The organism is Pricia mediterranea (assembly GCF_032248455.1).
Taxonomy (GTDB): Bacteria; Bacteroidota; Bacteroidia; order Flavobacteriales; family Flavobacteriaceae; genus Pricia; species Pricia mediterranea.
On sequence record NZ_JAVTTP010000001.1, the window covers coordinates 2,121,507 to 2,147,439 of the forward strand.

At 49.1% G+C, this 25,933-nt stretch carries 21 protein-coding genes; 6 read left to right on the plus strand and 15 right to left on the minus strand.

Translation table 11 applies throughout. The features are described from left to right. Positions 1–48 precede the first annotated feature (48 nt). A complete protein-coding gene (pdxA, locus tag RQM65_RS08855; RefSeq protein WP_314014276.1) occupies positions 49–1,095 on the minus strand; it encodes a 4-hydroxythreonine-4-phosphate dehydrogenase PdxA in 1,047 nt (348 codons plus the stop codon). 125 nt (positions 1,096–1,220) lie between these two features. Here pdxA and RQM65_RS08860 point away from each other — a divergent pair, with 125 nt between their 5' ends. Beyond that, positions 1,221–1,805, plus strand: a complete 585-nt coding sequence (locus tag RQM65_RS08860) for a riboflavin synthase (protein WP_314014278.1) — start codon at positions 1,221–1,223, stop codon at positions 1,803–1,805. A gap of 35 nt (positions 1,806–1,840) precedes the next feature. On the opposite strand, the gene RQM65_RS08865 is transcribed toward RQM65_RS08860, so the two are convergent. The 5 genes from RQM65_RS08865 to RQM65_RS08885 form a co-directional block, all read right to left on the minus strand. Next, entirely contained in the window at positions 1,841–3,037 is a 1,197-nt protein-coding gene (locus tag RQM65_RS08865; RefSeq protein WP_314014279.1) for a hypothetical protein, read from the minus strand. Next, positions 3,034–3,870: a type 1 glutamine amidotransferase gene (locus tag RQM65_RS08870; RefSeq protein ID WP_314014280.1), complete on the minus strand. Its 837-nt coding sequence runs from the start codon at positions 3,868–3,870 to the stop codon at positions 3,034–3,036. Before RQM65_RS08870 ends, RQM65_RS08865 begins: the two co-directional genes overlap by 4 nt. Positions 3,871–3,978: 108 nt before the next feature. Then, positions 3,979–5,076 (minus strand): carboxylate-amine ligase, encoded by a 1,098-nt coding sequence (locus RQM65_RS08875; protein WP_314014281.1) that lies wholly within the window; start codon positions 5,074–5,076, stop codon positions 3,979–3,981. Between the two features lie 27 nt (positions 5,077–5,103). Continuing rightward, complete coding sequence (locus RQM65_RS08880) at positions 5,104–6,288, minus strand: ATP-grasp domain-containing protein (RefSeq protein ID WP_432279843.1); 1,185 nt, start codon at positions 6,286–6,288, stop codon at positions 5,104–5,106. A 211-nt stretch (positions 6,289–6,499) separates the two neighbouring features. Then, on the minus strand, positions 6,500–7,210 hold the full coding sequence (locus tag RQM65_RS08885) for an alpha/beta fold hydrolase (protein WP_314014282.1): 711 nt from the start codon (positions 7,208–7,210) through the stop codon (positions 6,500–6,502). 124 nt (positions 7,211–7,334) lie between these two features. Here RQM65_RS08885 and RQM65_RS08890 point away from each other — a divergent pair, with 124 nt between their 5' ends. Next, positions 7,335–8,147: an alpha/beta hydrolase gene (locus tag RQM65_RS08890; RefSeq protein WP_314014283.1), complete on the plus strand. Its 813-nt coding sequence runs from the start codon at positions 7,335–7,337 to the stop codon at positions 8,145–8,147. Here the strand turns inward: RQM65_RS08890 and RQM65_RS08895 are convergent. The 3 genes from RQM65_RS08895 to RQM65_RS08905 all read right to left on the minus strand — a co-directional run bounded on the left by RQM65_RS08895 (position 8,144) and on the right by RQM65_RS08905 (position 11,518). Then, positions 8,144–8,509 carry a DUF2237 family protein gene (locus tag RQM65_RS08895; protein WP_314014285.1) on the minus strand — a complete coding sequence of 122 codons (366 nt, stop codon included), beginning with the start codon at positions 8,507–8,509 and terminating at the stop codon, positions 8,144–8,146. The two genes, RQM65_RS08890 and RQM65_RS08895, sit on opposite strands and share 4 nt — an antisense overlap. Positions 8,510–8,624: 115 nt before the next feature. Beyond that, positions 8,625–9,713: an acyltransferase family protein gene (locus RQM65_RS08900; RefSeq protein WP_314014287.1), complete on the minus strand. Its 1,089-nt coding sequence runs from the start codon at positions 9,711–9,713 to the stop codon at positions 8,625–8,627. Beyond that, positions 9,710–11,518 (minus strand): sodium:solute symporter family protein, encoded by a 1,809-nt coding sequence (locus tag RQM65_RS08905; protein ID WP_314014289.1) that lies wholly within the window; start codon positions 11,516–11,518, stop codon positions 9,710–9,712. The genes RQM65_RS08900 and RQM65_RS08905 overlap by 4 nt, the downstream gene beginning before the upstream one ends. A gap of 198 nt (positions 11,519–11,716) precedes the next feature. Here RQM65_RS08905 and RQM65_RS08910 point away from each other — a divergent pair, with 198 nt between their 5' ends. The 4 genes from RQM65_RS08910 to RQM65_RS08925 all read left to right on the plus strand — a co-directional run bounded on the left by RQM65_RS08910 (position 11,717) and on the right by RQM65_RS08925 (position 18,206). Next, positions 11,717–12,472, plus strand: coding sequence for a sulfite exporter TauE/SafE family protein (locus tag RQM65_RS08910; RefSeq protein ID WP_314014290.1), 756 nt, complete (start codon positions 11,717–11,719; stop codon positions 12,470–12,472). Between the two features lie 269 nt (positions 12,473–12,741). Further along, on the plus strand, positions 12,742–15,306 hold the full coding sequence (locus RQM65_RS08915) for a zinc-dependent metalloprotease (protein ID WP_314014292.1): 2,565 nt from the start codon (positions 12,742–12,744) through the stop codon (positions 15,304–15,306). A 281-nt stretch (positions 15,307–15,587) separates the two neighbouring features. Next, positions 15,588–16,031 (plus strand): Fur family transcriptional regulator, encoded by a 444-nt coding sequence (locus RQM65_RS08920; protein WP_314014293.1) that lies wholly within the window; start codon positions 15,588–15,590, stop codon positions 16,029–16,031. Positions 16,032–16,124: 93 nt separating this feature from the next. After that, positions 16,125–18,206, plus strand: a complete 2,082-nt coding sequence (locus RQM65_RS08925) for a heavy metal translocating P-type ATPase (RefSeq protein WP_314014294.1) — start codon at positions 16,125–16,127, stop codon at positions 18,204–18,206. A gap of 114 nt (positions 18,207–18,320) precedes the next feature. On the opposite strand, the gene RQM65_RS08930 is transcribed toward RQM65_RS08925, so the two are convergent. The 6 genes from RQM65_RS08930 to nhaA form a co-directional block, all read right to left on the minus strand. Continuing rightward, entirely contained in the window at positions 18,321–19,547 is a 1,227-nt protein-coding gene (locus RQM65_RS08930) for a glycoside hydrolase family 88 protein (protein WP_314014295.1), read from the minus strand. Between the two features lie 105 nt (positions 19,548–19,652). Next, positions 19,653–20,711 carry a mandelate racemase/muconate lactonizing enzyme family protein gene (locus RQM65_RS08935; protein ID WP_314014296.1) on the minus strand — a complete coding sequence of 353 codons (1,059 nt, stop codon included), beginning with the start codon at positions 20,709–20,711 and terminating at the stop codon, positions 19,653–19,655. A gap of 55 nt (positions 20,712–20,766) precedes the next feature. Beyond that, positions 20,767–21,837 carry an N-acetyltransferase DgcN family protein gene (locus tag RQM65_RS08940; protein ID WP_314014297.1) on the minus strand — a complete coding sequence of 357 codons (1,071 nt, stop codon included), beginning with the start codon at positions 21,835–21,837 and terminating at the stop codon, positions 20,767–20,769. A gap of 141 nt (positions 21,838–21,978) precedes the next feature. Further along, on the minus strand, positions 21,979–23,040 hold the full coding sequence (locus RQM65_RS08945) for a pyridoxal-phosphate dependent enzyme (protein ID WP_314014298.1): 1,062 nt from the start codon (positions 23,038–23,040) through the stop codon (positions 21,979–21,981). Between the two features lie 69 nt (positions 23,041–23,109). Continuing rightward, positions 23,110–24,579, minus strand: coding sequence for a potassium/proton antiporter (locus RQM65_RS08950; protein ID WP_314014299.1), 1,470 nt, complete (start codon positions 24,577–24,579; stop codon positions 23,110–23,112). A gap of 6 nt (positions 24,580–24,585) precedes the next feature. After that, the gene (gene nhaA / locus RQM65_RS08955; protein WP_314014300.1) at positions 24,586–25,896 is read right to left on the minus strand and encodes a Na+/H+ antiporter NhaA; all 1,311 of its coding nucleotides are present in this window, start codon (positions 25,894–25,896) and stop codon (positions 24,586–24,588) included. Positions 25,897–25,933 lie beyond the last annotated feature (37 nt).

Consider the following 25,933-nt stretch of genomic DNA (forward strand, 5'->3'; position numbering starts at 1 on the left):
CCGACAGCGGTCCATAGCGTCGCGGCCCATACGATGACCTGATTTTGTCTACCGCCGAGCCCTTTGCGGCTTTAAAGGGTTTTCGGTCAGTTCTAGGTATTCGCGACGGTTTTCTACGATAGAGATGGCCGTAAATACAGCTTCCCTGAACGAGCTATGGTCGGCCTTTCCCTGGCCGGCAATTTCGTAGGCCGTGCCGTGATCTGGGGAAGTGCGTACCTTCGAAAGCCCGGCCGTAAAGTTCACGCCCTTCCCAAAAGAAAGCGTCTTAAAGGGAATTAGGCCCTGATCGTGGTACGCGGCCAGAATGGCATCAAAATTTTTATAGTTGTCGGACCCAAAAAAACTGTCCGCGGAATACGGACCGAAGACCAAATGCCTGGCATTGGCCATTTCCTCGATGACCGGCCGCAGCACCTCATCGTCTTCCTTCCCGATTACACCGTTATCGCCGCTATGGGGATTGATGCCCAAGAGGGCCACTTTAGGTGCGCGGATCCCGAAATCCATTCGCAGTGATTTTTCGATGGTCCGGACCTTGCTGCGAATCAGGATCGGATTGATTGCCGAAGACACGTCCTTGACCGCAAGATGGTCGGTCAGCAGTCCCACCTTAAGACCTTCGGTGACCATGAACATTAAGCTTTCCCCTTCCAGCTCCTGCTCCAGAAAATCGGTATGTCCGGGAAACCTAAAATCTTCCGTCTGAATATTGTTCTTGTTGACGGGCGCGGTGACCAAGGCATCGATATCGTCTTTTTTCAAGGCATCTACCGCGGCACGCAAGGATTTCAAGGCGTACTTTCCGCCTTCTTCGGTGGCTTCGCCGAATTTTACATTGGGAACTTCTTTCCATACATTGACCACGTTGACCTTCCCGTCAATAGCCTTTGAGGCTTCTTGCACCCCATTGTATTTGATGTTGAGGTTCAGTTGCTTTTGCTGGAAGCCAATGGTCTTGTTCGAGGCGAAAATTACCGGAGTGCAAAAATCAAGCATCCGAGAATCCTCGAAAGTCTTTAAAACGACCTCGCAGCCGATGCCGTTAAGGTCCCCTATCGAAATGCCCAATTTTATTTTAACGTCTTCCTGCATGTTATGTCTATCTTTGTAGGGATTTGAATTTGTTTTTCATTCTATAATCTCCCAGATATTGGGGTTCCATGGTCAACCAAAAGTCAAAATCACATCGGAACAAAACTACTTAAATTTAACGGAACATGTTTACGGGCATCATCGAAACTTTGGGCGAAGTACTGCGCTTGGAACGGGAAGGCGGCAACCTGCACATCACGCTAAAATCAGGGTTGGCGCCCGAGCTTAAAATCGACCAGAGCGTAGCACACAACGGCGCCTGCCTGACCGTAGTTGCCGTGTGGGAGAACACCTATACGGTAACCGCCATTGCCGAGACCCTTCAAAAGACCAATCTCGGCCAACTCAAAGTAGGCGAAAAGGTAAATCTCGAGCGGGCCATGATCTTGGGTAGCCGATTGGACGGGCACATCGTTCAGGGCCACGTCGATCAAACTGGTGTTTGTACCGCTATCGAGAAGGAAAACGGAAGCTGGATATTTACTTTTCATTATGATTCCGGAACGGGAAATCCAACCATCCAAAAGGGATCGATTACCATTGATGGAACCAGTCTGACCGTCGTCGATTCGGGCACGGATTCGTTCAGTGTGGCCATCATTCCCTACACTTACGAACATACCCGGTTCAATGCGTACGAAGTGGGAACCGTCGTGAATCTGGAATTCGACGTCATCGGGAAATACGTGGCGAAGTTAATGGGCAACTAGGGCAACTCCAGCTTCCCGCGACCTATCTGAAATTGTTACTTTTCAAAAAAACTGATTGAAGAACCGACCCAGGTTTCATTGCTTTGGTGCGAAACGTTGATCATTTCACCCTTGCTCAGCCGGGTCAGGTTGATGACAGGTTTGAATTGGTCTTCCCCTTCGCTCCATATGTATAGCATACGAAGTTCGACCTTTGAATTTTTTTCGGTATTCGTCTTCACCAGGGAGGCGTACTTCACCTTTTGCTGCAAAATGTAGTTCTGCTTGTCATCAATAGCATCAATGGTCGCTTGGTCGGGATGCAAGTTTACGCCCTGGCCTGCAAATGAAAATAGGGGTTTCAATACATAGTCCTCCAAATTCAGGCCTTTGGGATAGTCGGTCAAATAATAGGACGCCGGTACATTCTTGTGCTTCAGCAACGGCATGATACATTTCGAGATGACAAAGAACCAATCGGGATGGGTCACCCATTGCACATCAAGATCATCGCTTAAATTGAAGGCAAGATCAAGGTTTTCGTTACGTTGCAGCTCGTCGAAAATGACCCTATTATAGATACGGTGGATGGGTATCTTCTCGCCGTCTTTTTCGTAGAACAGCTTTTTGCCCTCCTTAATAACCTTCGTCATACAGACCGTTTCGATACCCAGGGCTTTTTCCGTCGCCCAAAAGTCGATACGCGTTCTTTGTTTTTCGGGGTACAACTCCAGTAAAACGACATTCTCGGGGCTCTCGTGCCCCAGAATAACTTCCCTGATTTCTTTCCGATAGCTTTTATCGTCCAAGCCGCTGAAATAGTAATCGAAACCCTCTTTCGGCAGGTTCGGATAGCATTTGCGAAAGGCCTTCCCCAAAAAAGGTTGGTAGAAGAACAAGGTCGGGAACGCTTGGAGTTCGATAAGTTGCGGCGTTATCCCCCCCCGACCGTCATCGCATAGTCCGAAATCAATGGCCAAAAAATGGGGATGGCCCATCGGCTGTGGGGCCTGTAGTTCGTTCGGGACGAACCTATCCCTCACTTGCTGAAAATCGATTGCCGATAATTGTTCGATTATGGAATCGCAAGCGGAAAACATCCTTTTACCGAGGGTCTGATCGATGAAAACGGGGGTTTCCGAAATCCGGAACGCACTGGGCGCGGAAAAGGTATCTTCTACATGTTGCAACAAGTTTTCGTAATATTCCTGTTTGAACTCCTCATTGAAATTTTTCCGGGTATCTGGTATCATACGGACTGCAGTTTATTCTTTCCGATGGCCGCAGCGGCCAACATAAGAAAACGGGGAATTATGGTATGGTTGGTCTTCATGATTTTTTCGTCATCGACCAACTGTTCCAACATATTGAGGTACTTTCTTTTCCCATATTTCTTAATGATCTTGTTTCGCTTTTCCTCTTTTTTAAAATGCCGCAGCATCCCTTCCGAGTCCGCCTCTGGATGAAACTGCACCCCGAAAATCTCCCTGCTGTACCGAATGGCCATAACCGCCCTTTCCAGGGGTACATGGGGACGCACCTTTTCCCTGCAAAGCACTTTGCCGTCCAGGGTATCCAGCTTCCATTCCGCGGGGCCGACTACTTGGTAGTCCCTTGAATCCACCGCAAAAAAGGGATTGGCCAGTCCTTCGAACAAGGTCTCGTGCTCCCCGCTTTTGGTTTTGAATATAGGATAAATACCGAAAGATGTCGAACGTCGTTTGGAAACCTTGGCCAAATCCCAATGCACGCAGGCCAACTGAAAGGAATGGCAGATTAAAAAAAGATGTTTTTTATTGGGTTTTGAGAGGTTGTGCAATAGAAGACCATCCAAAAACCCAAAATACTTGTACTCCCATTCCGCACCGCTCACCAATGGCGATCCGGGCCCTCCGGAAGAGAGAAAGATATCGAACTCATCCAAAAGCGGAACTTCCCCCTTAACACGTACGTCGAACACTTCATAGTGCCCCTGCATTCCGTCTTGCGCCAAAAAATCGCCCGCCAACATCTTAAGGCATCGCATGCCTTCGTTCGGCTCCCCGGCGTTCATGTCCAATAGCGCTATTCTTATTTGAGAACTCATGATTTCTTTTCATTGACAATTGCGACCGAACTGAAGCAATCTGCTTCATAACGTAGAAAGCCACAATGGATTGTTTCGCTTTTCCATCTTCACTTCAAATATTCGCAATTACAGTCCCTTACGCGTCTGCTCTACGATATATTTGGCCACTTCGGACAGATCCCCGGTTTCTTCAAAGACTTTCAATTGTCGATCGGCTCCCGAACCCTGCTCCAACATCTGGTAGACGTAGTTCACCTCAGGGCGGCATCCGAGGTCATCGACCACATCGTCGATAAATTCCAAAAGCTCGTTCATCAACTGGTTGAAAGGAACCTCCTCTTCCTTACCAAAGTCGATCAGTTTGGCCTCTACGCCCCAGCGCGCGGCACGCCATTTGTTCTCGTTCAGGAGCAGGCGGCGGTAGTTCTTAAAGGTCTGGTTCTTTTGGTGCAGCTTGTGCAGTTTGGCCACGATACATTGCATCAGGGCCGCGATACAGGTCACCTCGTCGACTGTCATTACCACGTCGCAGATCCTGAACTCTATCGTGGGATAGAACGGATGCAGACGGATGTCCCACCAAATTTTCTTGGCATTATCGAGACATCTGGTCTTGACCAAAATCTCCACAAACTTGTCATACTCCCCGACACTGCTGAAAAACGGCGGTATGCCAGTTCGTGGAAACTTGTCGAACACCTTGCTTCGGAACGATTTAAAGCCGGTCTCCCGCCCCTCCCAGAAAGGACTGTTCGTAGAGAGTGCGTAAAGATGCGGTAAAAAATATCGGGCCACGTTCAATATTTCCAAACCTTCTTCGCGACTGGGAATGGCCACGTGTACGTGCATTCCGAAAATCAGGTTGCCGCGGGCAACATCTTTCATCTCTTCGACAATCTCATCGTATCGGGGATTCGAAGTAATCAGTTGCTCGTGCCAAAAGGAGCTGGGATGCGTACCCGAGGCCGCCACTTTGAGTCCTTCCCCATCGGCCAGTTTAATGATCTCTTGCCTGAGATACGAGACCTCGTCCCTCACCTGATTGATGTTCTCACATACATTGGTGCCCATTTCCACCATCGACTGGTGCATTTCTTCCTTGATCCGTTCTTGCAACAATACCTTACCTCCATCAATGATCTTCGACATCTGCGAACGCAATTTGAACGTATCGCCGTCGAGCACCTGGAACTCTTCCTCAATACCTAATGTGAATTTATGCATGATGGTGGTTTCGTGTGAACGGATAGGTTATTTGCTCTTTTTGGCGGAGCTTTTGCCCCGAATTTTCCCTTTGGCCGGAGCTTTTGCAGTTGATTTATTTGCCGCGGCGGACTTCGATTTCGCCGCTGCCTTAGGTTTGACAGGAGCTTTTCCGGAGTCTGTTTTTTTCTTCGTGGTAGTTGTCCTTTTTCTGGTCGCTGCGGCTTTTTTGACCTCATCGGCAGTCTTCAGGTTGACCTTGCCTCTTTTGCGACCGGCCGGGGAAATCGAATTTTTAACAAAGCTGCCCCAAGAGGTATTATTCTGTTTGGCCTTGTGCGTTTCTGCCTTTTCGATAGCGTATTTGGCGGAGTGCTCCACGATCCAATCGAAATTTTCCTGCCCTACGGAGTGTACATCCGCATCGGGAGCGGGGTTGCAGAAGTCGATGGCATAGGGAATTCCATCCCTGACGGCGAATTCCACCGTGTTGAAATCATACCCGAGGGCCTGATTCAATTTCAGGGTATAGTCATGTACCTTTTCCAATAATTTTTTCCGTTCTTCGCCCGTAGCCTTGATTTCACTGACGTAACGCTCGTGAAACGGTTTTCTGGGATCGTAGGGCATGATATGCACGTATTTTTGACCAAGACAGTACACGCGGAAATAATCGTCGAAAACAATTTCTTCCTGCAACATCATCACCAACTGACCGGTTTCGGCATGACTGGCGAAAAGGGAATCGGGATTTTCGACCTTATATACATCTTTCCATCCTCCGCCATCAAAAGGCTTCATATAGGCGGGAAATCCGATGTAGTTAAAAATATAGTCCCAATCCAGAGGTCCGGCCAGGTTACGGAACGATTTCTCGGTCGTATCGTCAGGCCTGACGTTCGAGGGCAGCAACACCGTCTTTGGTACGGGCACACCCAACTCCATGGCCAAACAGTTATTGAAGAATTTTTCATCGGCACTGAACCAGAACGGGTTGTTGATGACCGCCGTACCCATGAGGGCGGCGTTCTTCAAGTACGAACGATAGAAAGGCACGCCCTGGGACATACGGTCGATGATGACATGGTAACCGTAATCGATACCTTGTTGCACCTTGTCGATCTTCACAGGTTCGGCGACGACCTTACCGTTGCCCAATTCGTTCACTTTGTCTATAAAAGCCCAAGGAAAGGTGTCTTCCTGACCAAATATTATACCTACTTTTTTTGCCATAATTTTTAGAGTGTGTTTGTTATTCCCGAATAATCGGGAGTTTCTTTAATTTGTTTGCTCTCTGTTGCGGTAAGGGTTCAAAGTTTCATTGCTACTTCGTAGCTCTTCAAGGTTTAAGGTCGATACCTTTCAAACCTTGAACCTTGAAGCCGCCGAGGCGGAATTGAACTTTATAGCGTTTCGGGACCGATCTTCAACTATGGGCGGCAGCTCAAAAAAGCTTGTCAATATACTCCGGGAACATCATTTTCCAGAGCGGCCAATCGTGCGGCGTCCATTTTTTTTCATCGTACCAGTGGTCTATTCCCTTGGCTTTTAGAATGCCGGACATGTGCAGGTTCTTGTCCCTACAAATATCCCAATCCGACGTACCAAGCACGATTTGCATATGATGGTACTTCCATCCCTCTTCATTTTGCATAAACTCATCGGGACAATTATAATAAATTCTCATATCGTCGCTTAGCTGGGCCATGTTGCGAATGTTGAAAGCGGCGCTCATGGCGATCAGATGCGAAACCAGGTCGGGAAAGCGAAACGCCGTGTTCGCGGCGTGAAACCCACCGAAACTTACCCCGGCAACCGCTATGCGATGGGTATTGCATTCGTTCTGAATATACGGAATCATTTCGTTCCGCAAAAACTGCATGTACAATTCGTAGTTGTGAATCTTCTCTTCGGTGATCATGTGGTCGTGATAGAACGACAGCATATCCAAAGTCTCGATATTGTACAACTTGATGCGCCCTTCCTCCACAAATTTCATCACGGCCCCGGTCAGTCCGAAATCCGTATTTTGGGTGAACTGGCCGCCCGAAGAGGGAAACATCAATATAGGATGCCCCCAATGCCCCGTCACCTCCACATTGATATTGCGGCCCAAGGTGTTGGAATAATAAGGTATGTGCTCGGTTTTCGCCATGTCTTGAAAATAATCTAAATATAGTAGTCCTTAGCGGATTAAGGCGGTAAAAGTAAAATATTTTCTAAGACAACGTGCTATAATTTGTTGGATTCGCTATACTTGCAGGTTTTTAGCGATTTCTATGCAGTTTCAATTCGATTTTATAAGCGCCAAGGGCCGTTTTGTTTCCAAACATTTAGACCGGATCGTCAGCTTTCGCTTTATGGCACCTGCCAATTACTGGGAAACGGACCTCAAGTTTCCCGTGCTTCTTATGAACGATGGGCAGGATTTTACAGCCATGAAGCTCGAAAAGACCTTTTCGGAGGCCTACACTTTAAATTCCATACGCCCCTTTGTGTACATCGGACTGGAATGTAACCAAAACCGTATGCACGAATACGGCACGGCATCCTCGGCCGATTTCAAGGGACGCGGCGGTAGGGCCCTCGAATATTCGAGATTTGTCATCGAGGAGTTTATCCCCTTTCTTAAAAAGGATTTCAAGGTTTCTTCGGAAGGAATGGATTGGGTGTACTGCGGGATGTCCTTGGGAGGATTATCGGCCTTCGACATCGGCTTTCGACATTCAGACATTTTTGGGAAAATAGGCGTTTTCAGCGGCTCGTTCTGGTGGCGAAAGAAAGCCTACGCAAAGAAGGATGTCGCCGACCGCAGCCGCATCTTGCTCGATGTCATTAAAAATGCGAAAAAGGCGCCGCATCTAAAATTTTGGCTGCAGACGGGCACGCAAGACGAAAAGGCCGATCGCAACAACAATGGCGTAATCGACTCCATCGACGACACCCTTGACGTCATCAAGGAGCTCCGAGCCAAGGGCTATTCGTACCCGGGGGATATCACCTATGTCGAAATCAAGGGCGGCAAACACGACCTTCCCACCTGGGGGAAGGTTTTTCCTCAGTTCGTTTTATGGGCGTTCGGAAAGGCTTAGTGCTTATACTCCAACAAAGTCTCAAAATCAGTATATTCCAACGCCTTTTGATGGGTGGCCTCCAATACAATTTGCGGGGCCTTGCCCGCTTTTTCGGCTTCGAGCCAACGGGAGATGCAGAGACACCACTTGTCGCCCGGTTTCAAGCCAGGAAACTGCCATTCCGGTCGGGGCGTGGAAAGGTCGTTGCCTTTGGATTTTGTGTACTCCAAAAATTCGGGGGTCATAACGGCGCAGACCACATGGGTGCCGATGTCTTGGTCACCTGTCTTGCATAGCCCGTCGCGGTAGAAGCCCGTTATCGGGTCGAGGCAACAAGGCTGTAATTCGTTACCCAATACATTCAGCAGGTTTTTATCCATTTATATTACATCGTTTAGATACAAATATACCAAATGGCATTCAAGAAAAGAATGATTCCGAGGTCGTGGGTCTCGTGTCGATGGCACCGTGATTTTGGACCAGGACCAGTTCAGGCTATACCTTGAAAAAGATCTTCCGATGATATAGCACATAGGCCAACCAACAGTAAAACGCCACCACGGTAAGCGCATAGAGCAAGGATGACATGGATAGGGACATAAAATCGTGCACATAAACCGTTTCGAACAGCCATCCGTGCAGCGAGGTATCGCCATCCACTTTAATCATTCCCATCACTTTTGCAATAAAACTGGATAAGAAGTAGAGGATGATGGCGTTCGCGCCCGCATACCGGAAAATGCTCCCGAACTCTATGCCTTTGACATCGGTGAGGTAATAGATCAAGGCGAGGACGAGGTTGGCCCATCCAGCGGTGACCAGCACGAAACTGCTGGTCCACAGCGCCTTGTTGATCGGGAAAACCACATCCCATACATAACCGAGAATCAATAGAGCACCCCCGATGCCCATTAGAATCCTAGCTTTTTGGGGCTGTTTCGAGGTCAATATCAATCCCGTAAAAATGCCTAAAAGCGAACTTACGATGGCAGGGAGGGTACTGAGCAAGCCTTCGGGGTCGTAATCTTCCTTATAGTTGTGGGTGCCGAACACCTGTACATCCAGATAGTTGGCCAAGTTGTTGGGCGCACGATCGAAAGTGGATTCCATTCCGTTCACAGGAACGAACCCCATCAAAATCCAGTAGCCTATCAGCAAGACCGCCGCAATAGCAACTAACGTCTTCCAATTGAAATTGATAAATAGGATGGATGCAAAAAAGAAGACTACCCCGATCCGTTGCAGCACGCCGGGAAACCGGATGTCGGCAAAATCCTTTATAAACGGAAAAGTTAAGGTAAAAGCCCCGAGAAAAAGCCCAAGGCCGATCAGTTTTAAGGTACGTACCGTGATTTTTTTATAGGTGCCGAGATCGATCGGCTTGTTCTTGTAGGCAAAAACAATGGACGTGCCCACGATGAACAGGAAAAACGGAAACACCAAATCCGTGGGGGTGTAGCCGTGCCATTCGGCATGCCTGAACGGCGGATACACGGCGGCCCATGTGCCGGGGGTATTGACCAGGATCATCAGTACGATGGTCATACCGCGAAAAATATCTACGGAGAGGATGCGCTCTTTCATAAAATATCCTCCTTCATCCTATTCCAGGCTTTTATCAAAAGAAAGGCCGACACGATAGCTATTCCCGTGAGCACCATGGCCGGGGTGGTGCGGCCGTAAATCCAATACCCGGTGGCGAACATGATGGTATAGATCAGCACACAGCCCAAAAGCATAGCGGTGATACCTTGGGGGACACTCCATTTTTCATCCTTAGCAATTTTTTCACCGTCGGTTTGGGCGTCATTGACCACTTTCGACCATCCGGGTCCACCAGGCTGTATTTTTCGGTAAAAGGAACGGAGTACGTCGGGCGATTCGGGCTGGGTCATATAGGTGGCCGCCAACCAGATGGTGGTAGTTACAACGACCACAAAGGGATATTCGGCCCAATCGGGAAAAACACCTGTCTCGGGTGCGAAAAGAAACGGACCGAGGGATGTCGTCTTTAAAGCAATCGATAAAATACCGGAGGCAAACATGGCGGTAATCTCGCTCCAGGCATTGATACGCCACCAAAACCAGCGTAAGATAAAAATGAGCCCGGTACCCGCTCCAAATGTGAGCAGTATCTCGAATATTTGTAAGGCGTTCTCCAAGGCCAAGGCCAAAATGGCACTTAAGACCATCAGCACCACGGTTGAAATCCGCCCCATGGCCACCATTTGTTTTTCCGTGGCATCGGGATTCACCTGTTGTTTATAAAAATCAAAAACAATGTACGACGACCCCCAGTTCAGTTGAGTGGATATCGTACTCATATAGGCCGCTACCAAAGAAGCCAAAACCACCCCCAACAGTCCGCTTGGAAGCTTGGTCAACATAGCGGAATAGGCCAGATCCTGCCCCAATTTACTTTCCGCGATATTGGGAAAAGCCTCTTGAATGCTGGCCACATCGGGAAAAACCACTAAGGAGGCCAAGGCTACCAATATCCAGGGCCAGGGCCGGATGGCATAGTGCATAATATTGAAGAAAAACGTGGCCCCGATCGCGTGGTTCTCATCTTTGGAGGCCAGCATCCTTTGTGCAATATAGCCACCACCACCGGGTTCGGCCCCGGGATACCACGAACTCCACCACTGCACGGCAAGGGGAATGATAAAAAGCATGATAAGGGCGTTCTTACTGCTGAAGTCGGGCAGAATATCGAGCTTTCCCTGTACGTTATTGTGGCTTATCAAGGCTTCGATTCCGCCCACTTCAGGGATATTGACCAGATAATAGGCCGCTCCGATTGCGCCGGACATGGCTACGAAAAACAATAGAAAATCGGTATATACCACCCCTTTAAATCCGCCCAAAGCGCTAAAGGTAACAGTAATCAATCCCGCCCCGACAACGGTTTCCCAAGGCTCCAGGCCCAACATGATTCCGCCGATCTTAATGGCGGCAAGGGTAACCGAGGCCATCGTAATAATATTAAAAAGGGCACCGAGGTAGATGGCACGGAACTTTCTCAAAAAACTGGCCGGTTTCCCACCATAGCGCAGTTCATAAAATTCCAAATCTGTGTTCACATTCGACCTTCTCCACAACTTTGCGTAAACAAATACGGTCAAGAGCCCCGTTAATAGGAAGGCCCACCAGACCCAATTGCCGGAAACCCCGTGGGTTCGAACGATATCGGTTACCAGATTGGGGGTATCGGTAGAAAAGGTAGTGGCTACCATGGAAAGGCCCAGTAGCCACCAGGGCATGTTCCGGCCGGAAAGAAAAAATTCGGAGGAGTTCTTCCCTGATTTTTTGGAGACGAAGACCCCGATGCCGAGTACAATTGAAAAAAATACTATAATAAAGCCGTAGTCGAGGGTTGATAGTTCCATTAATGGTCAGCTTAATAATGGTTATTGGTTAGTAATAGATGTGATTGAAAAAAGAACGCATGGAAAATCAACGTACCTAACGGTAAAGCTGCTTGGGCCTACCGGCTACGTCACACTTCCAACATATATGTTTTTAACAATTTCTAAAGATATTATTTTTTAGGATACTTTTGCCATCCTATCGTTAAAACCTTCGATTTGTTCTCAGCAGAAACCCTCGACATTTCAATCACCGCGTGGCTCTTTGCCTCCACCGCGGCCTTCGTAGTGGGCCTCTCAAAAGCCGGTATCAAGGGTATTTCCATCGTCAACGTGACGCTGATGGCGCTGGCCTTCGAGGCGAAGGCTTCGACCGGGCTGGTGGTTCCGCTGTTGATAGTTGGGGACATCATCGCCGTCGTGTATTACCACCGCCACGCCAATTGGTGGTATATCGTTCGGTTTCTACCTTGGATGATCGTTGGCATTCTTGTGGGGGTGTATGCGGGGAACGACCTCGATGAGGATGTCTTTAAAATCTATATGGCCATCATCATTCTGGTCAGCGTGGGCATGATGTACTGGTGGGATCGGCGAAAATCGGTTTCCGTGCCCACCCACTGGGCCTTTGCGGGCCTGGTCGGTTCGCTGGCGGGAATTACGACCATGATCGGCAATCTGGGCGGACCGTTCAGCAACTTGTATTTCTTGGCCATGCGCGTTCAAAAAAACGAATTTATCGGGACGGCGGCATGGCTCTTTCTCATCATCAACCTGATCAAGCTCCCCTTTCATATCTTCGTTTGGGAAACCGTTACTGCAGATACCCTGCTCTTTAACCTCAAGCTGGTGCCCGGCATCCTCTTGGGTATGTTGGTAGGCGTGCGGTTGATCAAAATTATCAAGGACGACTTCTATCGAAAAATGATTTTGGTACTGACGGCCCTAGGGGCGGTGTTGATCATGGTTCGATAGCGATAAGCACACTTACCTCATCGAGATATCTAAAATTCTTAAGAAGGCTTTCCACCGATAAAATTGAAGAATTATTCTTAAAATGTAGTGAAAATCCGGCATTTTAAGACGTTCGTGGTTGATTTCCGCAATCTAGAATCGTATATTGCTCTTGTCAATTTTGATTTCATAGGATACAACCGACCGCCATTGTTGAGATATTCCACGAAATGCACAAGTTATCCGCCCACTCCCATACTAAACCAAAAAATGAAACGTTGGCTAATTATATGAAGCACCTTTTCACATGTTTAGGACTACTTCTATTGGTAAGCTCGTGCGGTGTTTTAGGAATTACCGGCAAGACGGATGCCAAGAACAAGTCCAAGAGTCTATCCCAAAACAGTTCGAAGGTCTACGACAAATTGATCGGCGAGAAGGCCGTTACCCAGAACGGCCTGTTCGACGTACACAAGGTCGGCGGCAAATACTACTTTGAGATACCGGACAGTCTGCTCAACCGCGAAATGCTCGTGGTCACCCGGTTTATAAAAACGCCTTCGGGTGCAAGAAACTACGGTGGGGAAAAAATTTCGGAAAACACCATTACTTTCGAGAAGGGGCCGACGAACAATATCTTCCTTCGGATCGCCACCTTGGTCAGTACCGCGAACGAAGACGATGCCATCTCAAAAGCGGTGAATAATTCCAATATTACCCCGATATTGGAAGCCTTCGATATCAAGGCCAAGAACGAGGATGAAAACGCTTCGGTCATTGACGTTACCGATTTTATTAACGGGGAAAATCCTTTGTTGGCCCTGGGTGACGAACAGAAGAGCGATTATAAGTTGAGGTCGTTGGAAAAGGATAAATCCTACATCAAAGAGATCCTTTCCTTCCCGATGAATACCGAAATCAAGACGGTAAAGACCTATAAGGCGAACGTGGGGACGAACAAACGCAAAGAGCTTCCGGCCGCTATTCTGGCCGGTGTGGTCACCTTGGAAATCAACAATTCCTTTATTCTTCTTCCAAAAGAACCCATGCAAAAAAGGCTGTACGATGCTCGGGTGGGCTATTTCGCCAGTTCGTATTTAGAATATGGCGATGACCAGCAGAAAGTTGACCGCAATACCTACATCCATAGATGGCGATTGGAGCCCAGGCCCGAAGATTCGCTGAAATGGAAGCGGGGCGAACTCGTGGTGCCTAAAAAGCCAATCGTCTACTATATCGATCCGGCCACTCCTAAAAAATGGCGCCCCTATCTCATTCAGGGCATCAACGACTGGCGGGTCGCTTTTGAGCAGGCCGGTTTCAAGGATGCCATTATCGGGGTGGAATGGCCCGAAAACGATCCTAGCATGAGTCTGGAAGATTCCAGATTCTCGGTCTTGCGCTATTTTGCCTCTCCCTTTAAAAACGCATACGGGCCGAACATCGTAGATCCCCGTAGCGGCGAGATACTCGAAAGCCATATTGGCTGGTACCACAACCTGATGAGCCTGTTGCATAATTGGTACATGGTACAGGCGGGCGCGGTCGACGAAAGGGCCCAAAAAATGAAATTCGACACCCGGCTTATGGGTGAGCTTATCCGCTTTGTAGCCTCCCACGAGGTCGGGCACACCTTGGGACTACGCCACAATATGGGGGCCAGCTACGCCACCCCCGTTGAAAACCTGCGGGATGCGGAATGGCTGAAAAAACACGGCCACACAAGTTCTATAATGGACTACGCACGCTTCAACTACGTGGCCCAACCCGAGGATAGCATCCCTACGAAAGATTTGATGCCGCGTATCGGCGACTATGACAAATGGGCCATTCAGTGGGGCTATTCCCGTTTTCCGGAAGAGATGGACCTTTCCGAAGAAAAAGAAATGCTAAGTCAAATGGTAGTCGATAGCGTGGCGAACAATCCGAGGCTTTGGTTCGGTGGCGAAGGCCGTGATTTCGATCCCCGTTCGCAAACCGAAGACCTCGGCAACGATGCAATGCAGGCCAGCATGTACGGCATTCTAAACTTACAGCGCATTGCCCCGTTTCTGAAGAAATGGACCAAGCAGAACAATAGCGATGATTACACCAACCTTGATCAGCTATACAAGGCTCTTGTCGACCAATATAAAGACTATATATTTCACGTGACGCGGAACATCGGGGGCATTTATGTCACGCCGAAGACCATGGGCGAGGAAGGCGAAGTGTACCGACCTGTAGACCGGATGAAGCAAAAACAGGCCTTGGTCTTTCTCAACGACTACATTTTCAAAGAGCCAGAATGGCTGCTGCGCAATGACATCCTGAACGCGATTCAGTCCCCCCGATCCAAAGAAGCGGTCACCAAGACCATGGAAAGCGTAATGATGAACCTCCTAGGCGGCAGCCGGTTAAGCCGAATGACTTTTATCGCCGAACGCTACGAGAACGAAAATCCGTATACGCCCGAGGCCTACATGGACGATCTCGCCCAAACGGTCTGGGGCGACATGAACGTTTTTTATCAGACCACCGCCTACAGAAGAAAGTTACAAAAGGCCTATGTTTCGAACCTCATCGCTCTATACAAACCGGACGAGGCGGTCGGCCTGGTCGGAGGAATCTTGGCCAAGCTCTCGGAGAGCTATACCATAAACACCGATGTCCGTTCGTTGGCACTGGACAATCTTTTGACCCTGCAAGGAAAAATCAAACGAACCCTCCCGGTGATGACAGACCGGCTGACCATTGCCCACTTGAACTACCTGAAACGTGAAATTGCTACCGTGGTCGGTGACACCAAGGATGTTGACCCCCTGTTTATTCCATTCCGACGGGATGTTTCTATCAAGGAAAGCAGTGGGGAGTAAAAGGGTGTCGCTTGCCTTGGACCAGACCTTGTCACCCGATTCCGAAGCCGCTCCGAACTGCTTTTCCAATTACAAACGTTTGGTATTAACTGCCAATTGTTTTTTCCGGAAGCCGCAATTAATTTCAGCCCAAATAATGTTTGCTTCCATCAAGATGCCATTAGGTTTTTGACTAAATTGCAGGTTGGGAACGCCCTTGGATTCGCCCAATCGCAAATTTCTCCACATCCCCTGAAAAGGAAGCTACCAACCTTAAAGGAAAATTCTTTAACAGACCGCTAATGTCTCGGGAAAAAAATAAAATACCGCAAAACCCGGTCGAGTTCTTGAATAACAGGAACGTACGCCCAACAGCCATGCGTATTTTGATATTCAGATATTTGGCGGAAAAAGAGGTTGCGGTCGCCCTGACCGATATCGAAAACGCATTTGTCAGAGCAGAACGGACCACCCTGTACAGGACCATGAAGAAATTCGAGCAAAACGGAATCGTACACCAGATCGATGATGGAACGGGAATAGCCAAATACGCACTATGCGAGCCGGACTGTAATTGTGACCTCGACCAAGACCTGCACCTTCATTTTCACTGTGACCACTGCGATGAAACGGTGTGTCTGACCGAGCATAAAATTCCTCATATCAACTTACCGGAAGGCTATATTGCGGAGGATGCCAATCTGGTGTTAACCGGAATCTGCGAAAAATGTAGCGGGCCGAGCTGATGACCCCTGCGTCATCTCGATCCAGAAGACTGATTCTAAGGCCTAGCCTTTGCACTTCCATTGCACCCAAAAACGGGCCATCTTGCACCCTGTATGGGAACGGAAAAAACAGTACAAAAAAAAACAACTGCGACTACGGAATGCTGTAGTTGGGATGACGATCATAGTCAAGCTCAGGATTCGCATAATCGTGAGGACCAGAACAATGAAGGCCCTAACCACGGCGGACATGAACATTCTGGGGGCGCAAGTGGTTTCAAGACCTATATTCCCGCTATTTTCAGCTTCGTAATGTTGGTGGCGGGCATCGCTTTTGACTATTTCGACACCTTTGCTTTTTTTAAAGGATGGCCGAGACTAATCTGGTATGTGGTAGCTTACCTTCCCGTGGGGCTTCCCGTTATCAAATCGGGGTGGAACAGTATTCGAAACGGGGATTTCTTTACGGAGTTTCTGTTGATGTCCATTGCCACCCTGGGCGCGTTCGCGCTGAAGGAATACCCCGAGGGAGTGGCCGTGATGCTGTTCTACACCGTGGGGGAACTCTTTCAGGCCGCAGCGGTCAAAAAATCGAAGGGCAACATTAAAGCCTTGTTGGATGTTCGCCCCAATGAGGCCTTGGTCTATAGGAACTCCGATTATGTTTCCGTCGATCCCGAGTCAGTAGGTATCGGAGAGAAAATACAGGTTCGTGTAGGGGAAAAGGTTCCTTTGGATGGCATTTTACTCTCGCCTAAGGCTTCCCTGAATACCGCGGCCATTACCGGCGAAAGCAAACCTGACACCGTAGCAGAAGGTGAAAAGGTATTTGCGGGAAGTATCAATCTCGATGCCGTCATCGAAATCGAGACCACGGCGGAATTCAAGGACAGTTCCATCGCCCGAATTTTAGATCTGATACAGAACGCTACCGCGAGAAAGTCAAAGACCGAGCTCTTTATCCGGAAGTTTGCCCGTGTCTATACCCCCATCGTAGTGTTTTTGGCCATCGGGCTTACGCTACTTCCTTATTTCTTCGTCGATACCTATGTCTTTGGCGATTGGCTGTATCGGGCGTTGATCTTTCTGGTCATTTCCTGCCCTTGTGCGCTGGTCATTTCCATTCCCTTGGGATATTTCGGGGGATTGGGAGCGGCCTCCCGAAACGGCATCCTCTTTAAAGGCGCTTCCTTTCTCGATGCGATAACCAAGGTGAACACGGTGGTGATGGACAAAACCGGAACGGTGACCAAAGGGATCTTCAAGATCAAGGACATCCAGTCCAAAACCCTCGCCGAACCGGAGTTTATGACCTACCTGATGGCGATGGAAGAACAGTCCACCCACCCCATCGCCAAAGCGATCATGGCGTACGGATCGGATGGTGTGAAATTGAAATCGAACATCTCGAAGCCCGGGTCGAACGGTTCGGAAATCGAGCCTGCCCTAAGGAAAGCAACGGCGAGCGAAGTATCCGAAATCGCGGGAAAGGGCCTTAAAGGAAAGGTGAACGGAAAAACGGTCTTAGTAGGTAATAAAGCCCTGATGGTTTCACAGAACATTGACGCCCCCGCGGAAACGGAGAGCATTGTGGAATCCATCGTCATGATGGCCATCGGGGGAACATTTGCAGGCTACGTAATCATTGCCGACGAGATGAAAGATGACGCCCAAGACGCGGTGCGGCAAATCCGAAAATCCGGCATCTCCAATATCATCATGTTGTCGGGCGATAAGGATTCCATCACCCAAGAGGTGGCCAGGGAACTGGACATCGACAGCGCTAAAGGGGGACTGCTCCCGGAGGACAAACTGGACGAGGTCGAACGGCTCAAGGAAAAACGGGATACCAAGGTGGCCTTCGTCGGTGACGGCATCAACGACGCGCCCGTACTCGCGATAAGCGATGTAGGCATCGCCATGGGAGGCCTTGGCAGCGACGTGGCCATCGAGACCGCGGATGTCATCATTCAGACGGACCAACCCAGCAAAATTGCGAGGGCCATGGCCATTGGTCGTTCCACCCGGCATATCGTCTGGCAGAATATCGCCCTGGCCTTTGGGGTCAAAGCTATTGTGCTGGTACTGGGCGCCGGGGGACTCGCCACCATGTGGGAGGCCGTCTTCGCCGATGTAGGGGTAGCCTTGCTCGCAATCTTAAACGCGATGCGGTTGCAGCGCATGAAGTGGTATTGATGATAATGGATTCCTGACCCTGTAATTTTTCGAGGAAGCTCAGGCCACGGTCGCTAATCAGGCCTTCGGTGTCCAGAACCATGCTCTCGTCCAAAATCATCCCATAAAGTAGTATTATTGTCCCTTCATCTTCTTAAGCCGATCCAAGGCCTCGATATAAAAATAATCGGCATAGATCAGGGCCACGTCAATTTCATGGCCCAAGGATTTTGCGCCCGTGGAATGCAGCAGGAACGAATCGGCCTTGCCCACTCCGGAATAGGCCGGCGAACTGAGGGATTTGAGCATGTTCAGGGCGGCGTTGTAATAGCGTTCCCGGTCTCTTTCGTTTTCGATCAAGGTGCTCAATTCCAACAGCCCTGAGGCGACGATTGCCGCTGCCGAAGCGTCACGGTCATCGTCTTGGGTGGTGTCGATGTCGAAATCCCAATGGGGGATATAATCCTCAGGGAGCAGTTTTAAATAGGCATCGGTTATTTTTTTTGCGAAGTCGAGAAACTTTTTGTCGCCGGTCTCGCGATAGACCATGGTATAGCCATAGATGCCCCAGGCCTGGCCGCGGGACCAACGGCTGTCGTCATTCAACCCCTGTTTGGTATGCCGGTTCAGGACATCGCCGGTAATCGAATCGTATTCGATAACATGCCAGGAGGTGCCGTCGTCGCGAAAGTGGTTTTTCATGGTTGTCTCGGCGTGGGTTACGGCGATATCTTTATAAACAGGTCCGCCCCCGTAGTCCGAGGCCCAGAACAGGAGTTCGAGATTCAACATGTTGTCGATAATGGTGATATGCTGTTTCCAGCGCGGATGCATCTTGTTGGACCAAGATCGGATGGTGCCCACCTTGGGATTAAAACGGGAGGCCAGGGATTCCGCGGAAGTCAGGAGTATGTCCTTATATTCGGTCATCCCTCCCAGCTCGTAGCCAAGCCCGTATGCAGGAAACATCATAAACCCGATATCATGGTGCTCGGTAATGGTCTTAAAATCCTCGAAGACCTCGGTCCTTTTGATGGCCTCTTGCTTCCATTTATCCTCCTTGGTGATATCGTACATATACCAAAGGATACCGGGATAGAAGCCCGATGTCCATCGTAACCTATGGTTTTCCAGTTCTTTCCACTCGTTTTCCCCAGTCTCGATCAATCGGGGATGCTTGGTGAGGTCGGTCAGTTTCGGCACCGAAATTTCCAGCTGGTCCTCACAGTCTTCTATGGCCTCATCAAGGTCAAAATCAACCTCTTTGACCGCCGTAGCCTGCGCTATCTCCTCAGTATTTTCATTTTTCTGGTCTTTACAACCTACTAAACATATCAGAAGGACAATTATAATTAGTCTCATAATAAGGATGGGTTTTAATAGATTATGGTTTGAATGCCTCCTTGAAAAGTAATTAGGGGACGCTGATGGGAAGATAGGGTATTATTCGGCAACCTCATCTTCAAATTAATTAACTTCTCCCAGCCCTGACGCCCCCGTCGGGTACAAGATGCCCTTCTTCAAACGGAAAAGCCCCATAAAGGGGTCATCGACCACATCGAGATGTCCGTCGAGATCGGCGAACCGGATATTGGGACGGGAAAGGGCAAAATGGAGTCCCGCTGAAATTCCCAACGCGCATTCATCGTTACAGCCGACCATGCATTCGAGTCCCGCTGCCTTGGCCACGGAATTGATGTGCATGCCCTCTAAAATACCCCCGACCTTCATCAATTTGATATTGACCATATCGACACGTTCGTTCTGCGCCAACCGGAACACATCGGTCAGGGTCTTTAGGCTTTCATCGGCCATGACAGGAATACCGACCAGATCGGTCACCTCGCCCAAACGCTCTTCTTTTTCCATTTTGGTGGGTTGTTCGAATATCTCTATTCCGATATGTGCCGTAGCCTTAACGAAAGCTACCGAATCGATGACCGAATAACCCTGATTGCCGTCAAAGCGAAGCCGTACCTGGGGGTGTCTTTCGTGCAATCTGGACATTTTTTCAATGTCTTCCTGTAGGCTGCGGCCCCCTTTAATTTTTAGTATGGAAAAACCTTTTTGAACAAAATCATCGGCTTGACGCAAGGTCTCATCCACAGGAAGTATTCCGATAGTAATACTGGTCGGAATACACGTTCGAAAGCCTCCCAGATAACGGTATAACGGCACCCCTGCCTTTTTTGAAATAAGGTCGTGCAGGGCCATATCGACCATAGTCAAGGCCGATGCTTTTTTTTGGAGTTCGGCTTTGAGTTCCATCATGATCAGCGCATAGGAAAAGGGGTCCTTCCCGATCAGATAGGGCGAAATCACGTTCTTGATGGCATCTTCTACTTCCGCGGGATATTCCCCTGTCACCGCTTTGTCGGGAGCACCGCAGCCATAGCCGACGTGACTGCCATCGGTCTCTACCTTCAGAATGAAATTGGTGGAGCTATCAATGGTCTCGTAGGCGATGGTGTAGGGTTCGGCGAGCTTTAGGTCAAGCCGTTCGAAGCTTACTTTTGTGATTTTCATCCGATTTTTTTTTGGTAGCTCGGGGCGACAGGTGGGAAAGCGCGTTATGCGAGATTCACAATTTTTCCTTCAATAGTTCGATCAGTTCTTCCGGTCCATACTTCAATACGTCGAAGGCGGGCAATTTGGTTTCGAGGGTTACCTGTTTGCAGGCTTCCAAAATCTCGTCTTCGGCCATGTTTTCGTGGTTTATGGTAATGGCAATCACTTTTTTATCGGAAATCACCTCGATGGCATGAATCTGTTCGGGCAGGGAATGCAATTTGTATCCGGGGAAGCCATCGTATTCCGTTCGGGTCGGGGCGTGCTGTAAGATGATGTAGTCCGGTCTGCCTGCGGCAAGTATCTCGAAACCGCCGGGGTAGGCCGGGTTCATCAAACTGCCCTGTCCCTCGATGACCAAGACATCCGGCTTCTCGTTCTTATAGGCGCTTACCACGGCATGCTCGATCTCCCCCGACACGAAATCGTTGATACAGCTGTCCATCACCATACTATATTTGGCGCCCTGCATCCAAGCGGTCTGGCCCGTACCGATCATTTCGGCCTTAAGACCGGCATCCCGGAAGCCATGGACCAACAACCAGGCGGTGGTTCGTTTTCCCAGAGCGGAATCCGTACCGAGTACGGCCAGCTTCAGACAGTCTACTTTCTCAATTTCGCCGGTGAAAAAGTGGAGCTTGTCGCGGTCCGGGGTCTTGCGTACATCGCGTATCCGGCAATTGTTCTCCACGGCGAGACGGGTCAGTTCCTTGTCGCTGGTCAAAAAATCGTGCAGCCCGCTATCGACGTTCCAGCCCATTAGCAAAGCTTTTTTTATAACCGTTCTGGCCGTGTCGGGCAATCGTCCGCCATCAGGGGCAAGACCTATGACCAGGGTCCCAGGCAAGTTGCCGCTGCCCGTAAGTGTCTCGATGGCATCTTCCAAATTTTTAAAAATCGGAATCCCATAGGGCTTTCGGTCGAGGGCTTCCCCTGCGTCCTGTCCCGCATATTTGCTATCCAGGACACCTACAATTTCGTAGCGTTCGGTAAAACGTACCAGGCCATGCGCGGTTTTGCCGTTGGGCGTAGTGAAGGCGCCTTCGCAATATACGAGCGCCTTTCCGTCAATTGATTGTTTCATAAATTATCGGTCTATTTATTTTAATTGAACAGTACTGGTGTTCCATGTCTCCAAGAGACGGGAAACAAGAATCAATATTTGTAAAATCAACCCCACCTTTCAGTCTTGTCTCTTGGCTCTTACATCTTGATTCTACTCCTCTTAGTTCTTCGCCGTTAGCACCGCCACAAACCGACCCGGTTCGAAATCCATTTTTCCATCCAATTCCAAAAGGGCTATCAATCCCGCCGTCGCCGCAGGAAGTATTCGTAAGCCTTCCTTTTTGGCCAAGAGCGAGGTCATTGCCCTTAGTTTTTTATCGCTGATGTTGAACGCCTCCCCTTGGGATTGCCGTAGGGCGTACAGGGCTTCATCCCCGTCGAAACTGTGCCAATTGATCAGAGGTTCGTTGTATTTGGTCTCTCTGATCGTTTCGGGGTTCAAATCATTGCAGTGGTCCGAACCTTGTAAAAAGGATTGCACAATCGGATTTTTCCGACTTGATGACGCAGCTATCATTTTCGGGATACGCGACGTCTTTCCCCGTTTGTACAAACTCACGAAACCCCGATAGATACCTGCGAAAAGAGTACCGTTCGATACCGGTACGGCACAGTATTCGGGAGCATCGCCCAGTTCGTCAAAAATTTCGACGGCAATGTGCGAATAGGCTGAAATCTGCAAGGGCGTGTTCGCGCTTCCGGGATTGGCATCGTACCAGCCCTCTTTCTTTGCTAGTTCGCTGCTATTTTTCACTACTTCTTCGTAACTGCCGGGCAATCGGATGATTTCCGAGCCCAAACCTTGCATCTCCGAAACGCGTTCGGTGTGGTAGCTTTCGGGGATATAAATCTTGCATCGCAGACCGGCCAGGTTGGCGGCCAAAGCCATGGCGACCCCGTAATTGCCACAGGTCGCCAGGGCAGTGGCTGAAAACCCGCGTCGCAAGGCATCGTAGACCTGAGCGAAGGCAATTCGGTCTTTCTGGGTACCCGACGGGTTGTCTCCCTCATATTTTACATAGAGCTGACGAATACCGAACTCCCGCTCCAAGGTTTTTGCGCGCTGCAGCCCCGTATCACCCACTTCTAGGTTAATGATGTCTTCATAGCACTCCAGACGGTCTACGAGGGACTTCTTTTCGTCTTTAACGAACTCGGCCAATTTCTTAGCCTCTAAAGACACTTTGTTTTCGGCGGTCTTGACACCATCCTTTAGGTTCATGTGCCGTTTATCTTTTGTTCAAATATAGTGCGTTTTGCGGGCCACTAATTCTTTTGACCCCTTCATTTTTTAGAGTTGTCCGGTTTGTATGCACACATTCACCTGGTCGAGTACATCTTGGGTGTCGGAAAGTACGATCAATACGTCATCTGCCTCGATTTGGGTAGAACCGTTCGGTATTACGTAACTGCCGTTGCGTTTTATCATGGCAATAATGGCATTGTCGGGGAAGTTAAGCCGCACAATTTTCTTATCGACCGCATAACAGCCTTCCCCTACCTTGATTTCTTTCATAGCCGTTTTTGGGTTTTCTGCCATAAGCACGTCCGTAGGATAGGGTATTTTGGCCTTGTCGGGGAGCGCCACATTCAACCATTTGGCCAGCACCCCCAATGTGGTGCCTTGAATCAGGACGGAGGTCACCGATATAAAAAAAACAATGTTAAAGATCATCCCCGCTTTTTCGACGCCCGCCAATAATGGATACGTAGCAAATACAATGGGGGCCGCCCCCCGTAACCCGACCCAAGAGATATAAAAACGTCGCCCGGGCTTCATCTTGAAGAACAATAAACTGAGAAAGACCCCTATAGGCCGGGCCACCAAAATCAAAAAAATGGAAATCAACATCCCCAGTCCGAGAACCGGAACGATTTCCGAGGGAAACACCAGCAAACCCAAGGTAAGGAACAGCACGATCTGCATCAACCAGGCCAGTCCATCGTACATCTGTATGATGGTCTTCTTATGGATCAGGTCTTGATTGCCCAGATAGACCGCGCAGATATAAATGGCGAGGAAACCGTTGCCGCCCACAAAGTCGGTGGCCGAGAAGGTAATGAACATCAGGGCGATTACCATCACGGGGTAAAGCCCTTCGAAACCAAGTTGAAGCCTATTGATAATCAATTTGGTCAGCTTGCCGAAGCCAAAACCTGCCAGACCGCCCACCACCATCTGCAGGAGAAAAAAGGGAAGTATGGAGAGCAGGTTCTGTTCCGGGTTGAGCACTAAGGTCAGAAAACTGATTGTCAGCACATAGGCCATCGGGTCGTTACTTCCGCTCTCCAGCTCCAGCGTCGGTCTCAGGTTGGTTTTCAAGGCTAAACTTTTGGCCCGTAAAATGGAGAATACCGCCGCTGCATCGGTCGAGGATACGATCGAGCCCAACAACATGCTTTCATAAATGGTAAAATCGGTCAGGATCCAGACAAAGGTTCCAAGCGAGGTAGCAGTCAGCAGCACCCCGATGGTCGATAAGGCAATGCCTTCCCTTAGAATAGGCTTTACGGTCTTCCAATTGGTATCGAGGCCTCCGGAGAACAGGATGAAGTTGAGGGACACCACCCCGACGAACTGGGCCATTCTGGGGTCGTTAAAATCGATATCGCCGATACCCTCCGAACCTGCGAGCATCCCAATAACCAAAAAAATCAAGAGGGTAGGCACCCCGTATTTGAAGGCTCTTTTCCCAATGACGATGCTCATAAAAAGTAGCACCGAGCCAATCAACAGGATGTTTTCAATGGTTATAGTCACTTGAACCTAGGTTTTGATATCTTTCCCTTTTCCGTTCCATCGTAAAATTAGATATCCGACCACCCCCGAAACGACCGAACCTAGAATGATTCCCACCTTGGACGAATCGATAAGCATCGCATTTCCCGTAAAGGCCAAATTAGCGACAAAAATAGACATTGTAAAACCTACCCCGGCCAAGACGGCGACCCCGGCGACCTGCCTGAAATTCATACCATCGGGCAGGGCCGCAAGTTTCAATTTCACCCCGAGGAACGCCATTAACGTAACACCGATTCCTTTACCGAGAAAAAGGGCGATAGCGATGTTCATCACCAAGGATACATCGAGTTGCATATCCGCACTAAAGACCACCCCTGCGTTGGCCAAGGCGAAGATCGGCATAATAAAATAGGCCACCCAGCCGTGCAGACCGTTCTCTAAGCGCTGTAAGGGCGAATTGAACTTTTCGGTCAGATCCTCGAGGTCATCCATATATTGATACTGTTCCTTCGATAATATAGGAAGGCCGTCGCGTTCGGTTTTCCTAAGACCTTGGGCGATATAAGTCAGGTTTTCGGTAAAGTCCCTTATGTTTATCTTTTGGCCAATGGGGATGGTAAAGGCCATAAGTACCCCGGCTATCGTAGGATGAATCCCCGATTTCAAAAACAGGAACCATACGACTACGGCAAAGGCAATCGATAGATACTTAAGATAAAAGCCCCGGTACGAGAGGAAAAACAAAATGGCCAAGGGTATCATGGCATACCCGATCATGAGCCAATCAATTCCGGAACTGTAAAAAATGGCAATGACCAAGACAGCTACCAAATCGTCGACAATGGCAAAGGCGGTCAGGAAAATCTTTAGGCTCAGCGGCACCCGGTTTCCCAAGATTTTGAGAATCGCCAAGGTAAAGGCGATGTCGGTCGCCATGGGAATTCCCCAGCCATTTACCGTTTCTGGAGACTGGTTCAGAAAGAGGAACAACCCAAGCGGAAATACAACCCCCCCTATGGCCGCGACCAAAGGAAATGCCGCTTTTTTCAGGCTGTTCAGTTCCCCGATTGCAAGTTCTCTCTTGATCTCGAGGCCGATCAAAAAGAAAAATATGGCCATCAGACCGTCGTTGACCCACAGAATAAGCGGTTTGTTGAGCTCAAAATTCTCCGTATCAAATCCGACATTGTAGCTCCAAAGAGCCTGATAACTGTCGCTGAAACCCGAATTGGCCCAAACCATAGCGATTACGGTCGCCCCGAACAGGAGGATTCCGCTGAAACTTTCAATTTTGACGAACTTTTGAAAAGGGGTGACGATAATTCTTTCTATCATATACGTGTGTTATAGCGGCCTTGCTTATGAAAGCACG

Excerpts from the sequence above, each read along its gene's own strand:
- RQM65_RS08915 (WP_314014292.1), top strand. The coding sequence starts at position 12,742 with ATGAAGCACCTTTTCACATGTTTAGGACTACTTCTATTGGTAAGCTCG.
- RQM65_RS08880 (WP_432279843.1), bottom strand. The coding sequence starts at position 6,288 with ATGGCAAAAAAAGTAGGTATAATATTTGGTCAGGAAGACACCTTTCCT.
- RQM65_RS08875 (WP_314014281.1), bottom strand. The coding sequence starts at position 5,076 with ATGCATAAATTCACATTAGGTATTGAGGAAGAGTTCCAGGTGCTCGAC.
- RQM65_RS08905 (WP_314014289.1), bottom strand. The coding sequence starts at position 11,518 with ATGGAACTATCAACCCTCGACTACGGCTTTATTATAGTATTTTTTTCA.
- RQM65_RS08945 (WP_314014298.1), bottom strand. The coding sequence starts at position 23,040 with ATGAACCTAAAGGATGGTGTCAAGACCGCCGAAAACAAAGTGTCTTTA.
- RQM65_RS08930 (WP_314014295.1), bottom strand. The coding sequence starts at position 19,547 with ATGAGACTAATTATAATTGTCCTTCTGATATGTTTAGTAGGTTGTAAA.
- RQM65_RS08935 (WP_314014296.1), bottom strand. The coding sequence starts at position 20,711 with ATGAAAATCACAAAAGTAAGCTTCGAACGGCTTGACCTAAAGCTCGCC.
- RQM65_RS08900 (WP_314014287.1), bottom strand. The coding sequence starts at position 9,713 with ATGAAAGAGCGCATCCTCTCCGTAGATATTTTTCGCGGTATGACCATC.
- RQM65_RS08860 (WP_314014278.1), top strand. The coding sequence starts at position 1,221 with ATGTTTACGGGCATCATCGAAACTTTGGGCGAAGTACTGCGCTTGGAA.
- RQM65_RS08885 (WP_314014282.1), bottom strand. The coding sequence starts at position 7,210 with ATGGCGAAAACCGAGCACATACCTTATTATTCCAACACCTTGGGCCGC.
- RQM65_RS08920 (WP_314014293.1), top strand. The coding sequence starts at position 15,588 with ATGTCTCGGGAAAAAAATAAAATACCGCAAAACCCGGTCGAGTTCTTG.
- RQM65_RS08865 (WP_314014279.1), bottom strand. The coding sequence starts at position 3,037 with ATGATACCAGATACCCGGAAAAATTTCAATGAGGAGTTCAAACAGGAA.
- RQM65_RS08895 (WP_314014285.1), bottom strand. The coding sequence starts at position 8,509 with ATGGATAAAAACCTGCTGAATGTATTGGGTAACGAATTACAGCCTTGT.
- RQM65_RS08940 (WP_314014297.1), bottom strand. The coding sequence starts at position 21,837 with ATGAAACAATCAATTGACGGAAAGGCGCTCGTATATTGCGAAGGCGCC.
- RQM65_RS08890 (WP_314014283.1), top strand. The coding sequence starts at position 7,335 with ATGCAGTTTCAATTCGATTTTATAAGCGCCAAGGGCCGTTTTGTTTCC.
- pdxA (WP_314014276.1), bottom strand. The coding sequence starts at position 1,095 with ATGCAGGAAGACGTTAAAATAAAATTGGGCATTTCGATAGGGGACCTT.
- RQM65_RS08870 (WP_314014280.1), bottom strand. The coding sequence starts at position 3,870 with ATGAGTTCTCAAATAAGAATAGCGCTATTGGACATGAACGCCGGGGAG.
- RQM65_RS08925 (WP_314014294.1), top strand. The coding sequence starts at position 16,125 with ATGGGAACGGAAAAAACAGTACAAAAAAAAACAACTGCGACTACGGAA.
- nhaA (WP_314014300.1), bottom strand. The coding sequence starts at position 25,896 with ATGATAGAAAGAATTATCGTCACCCCTTTTCAAAAGTTCGTCAAAATT.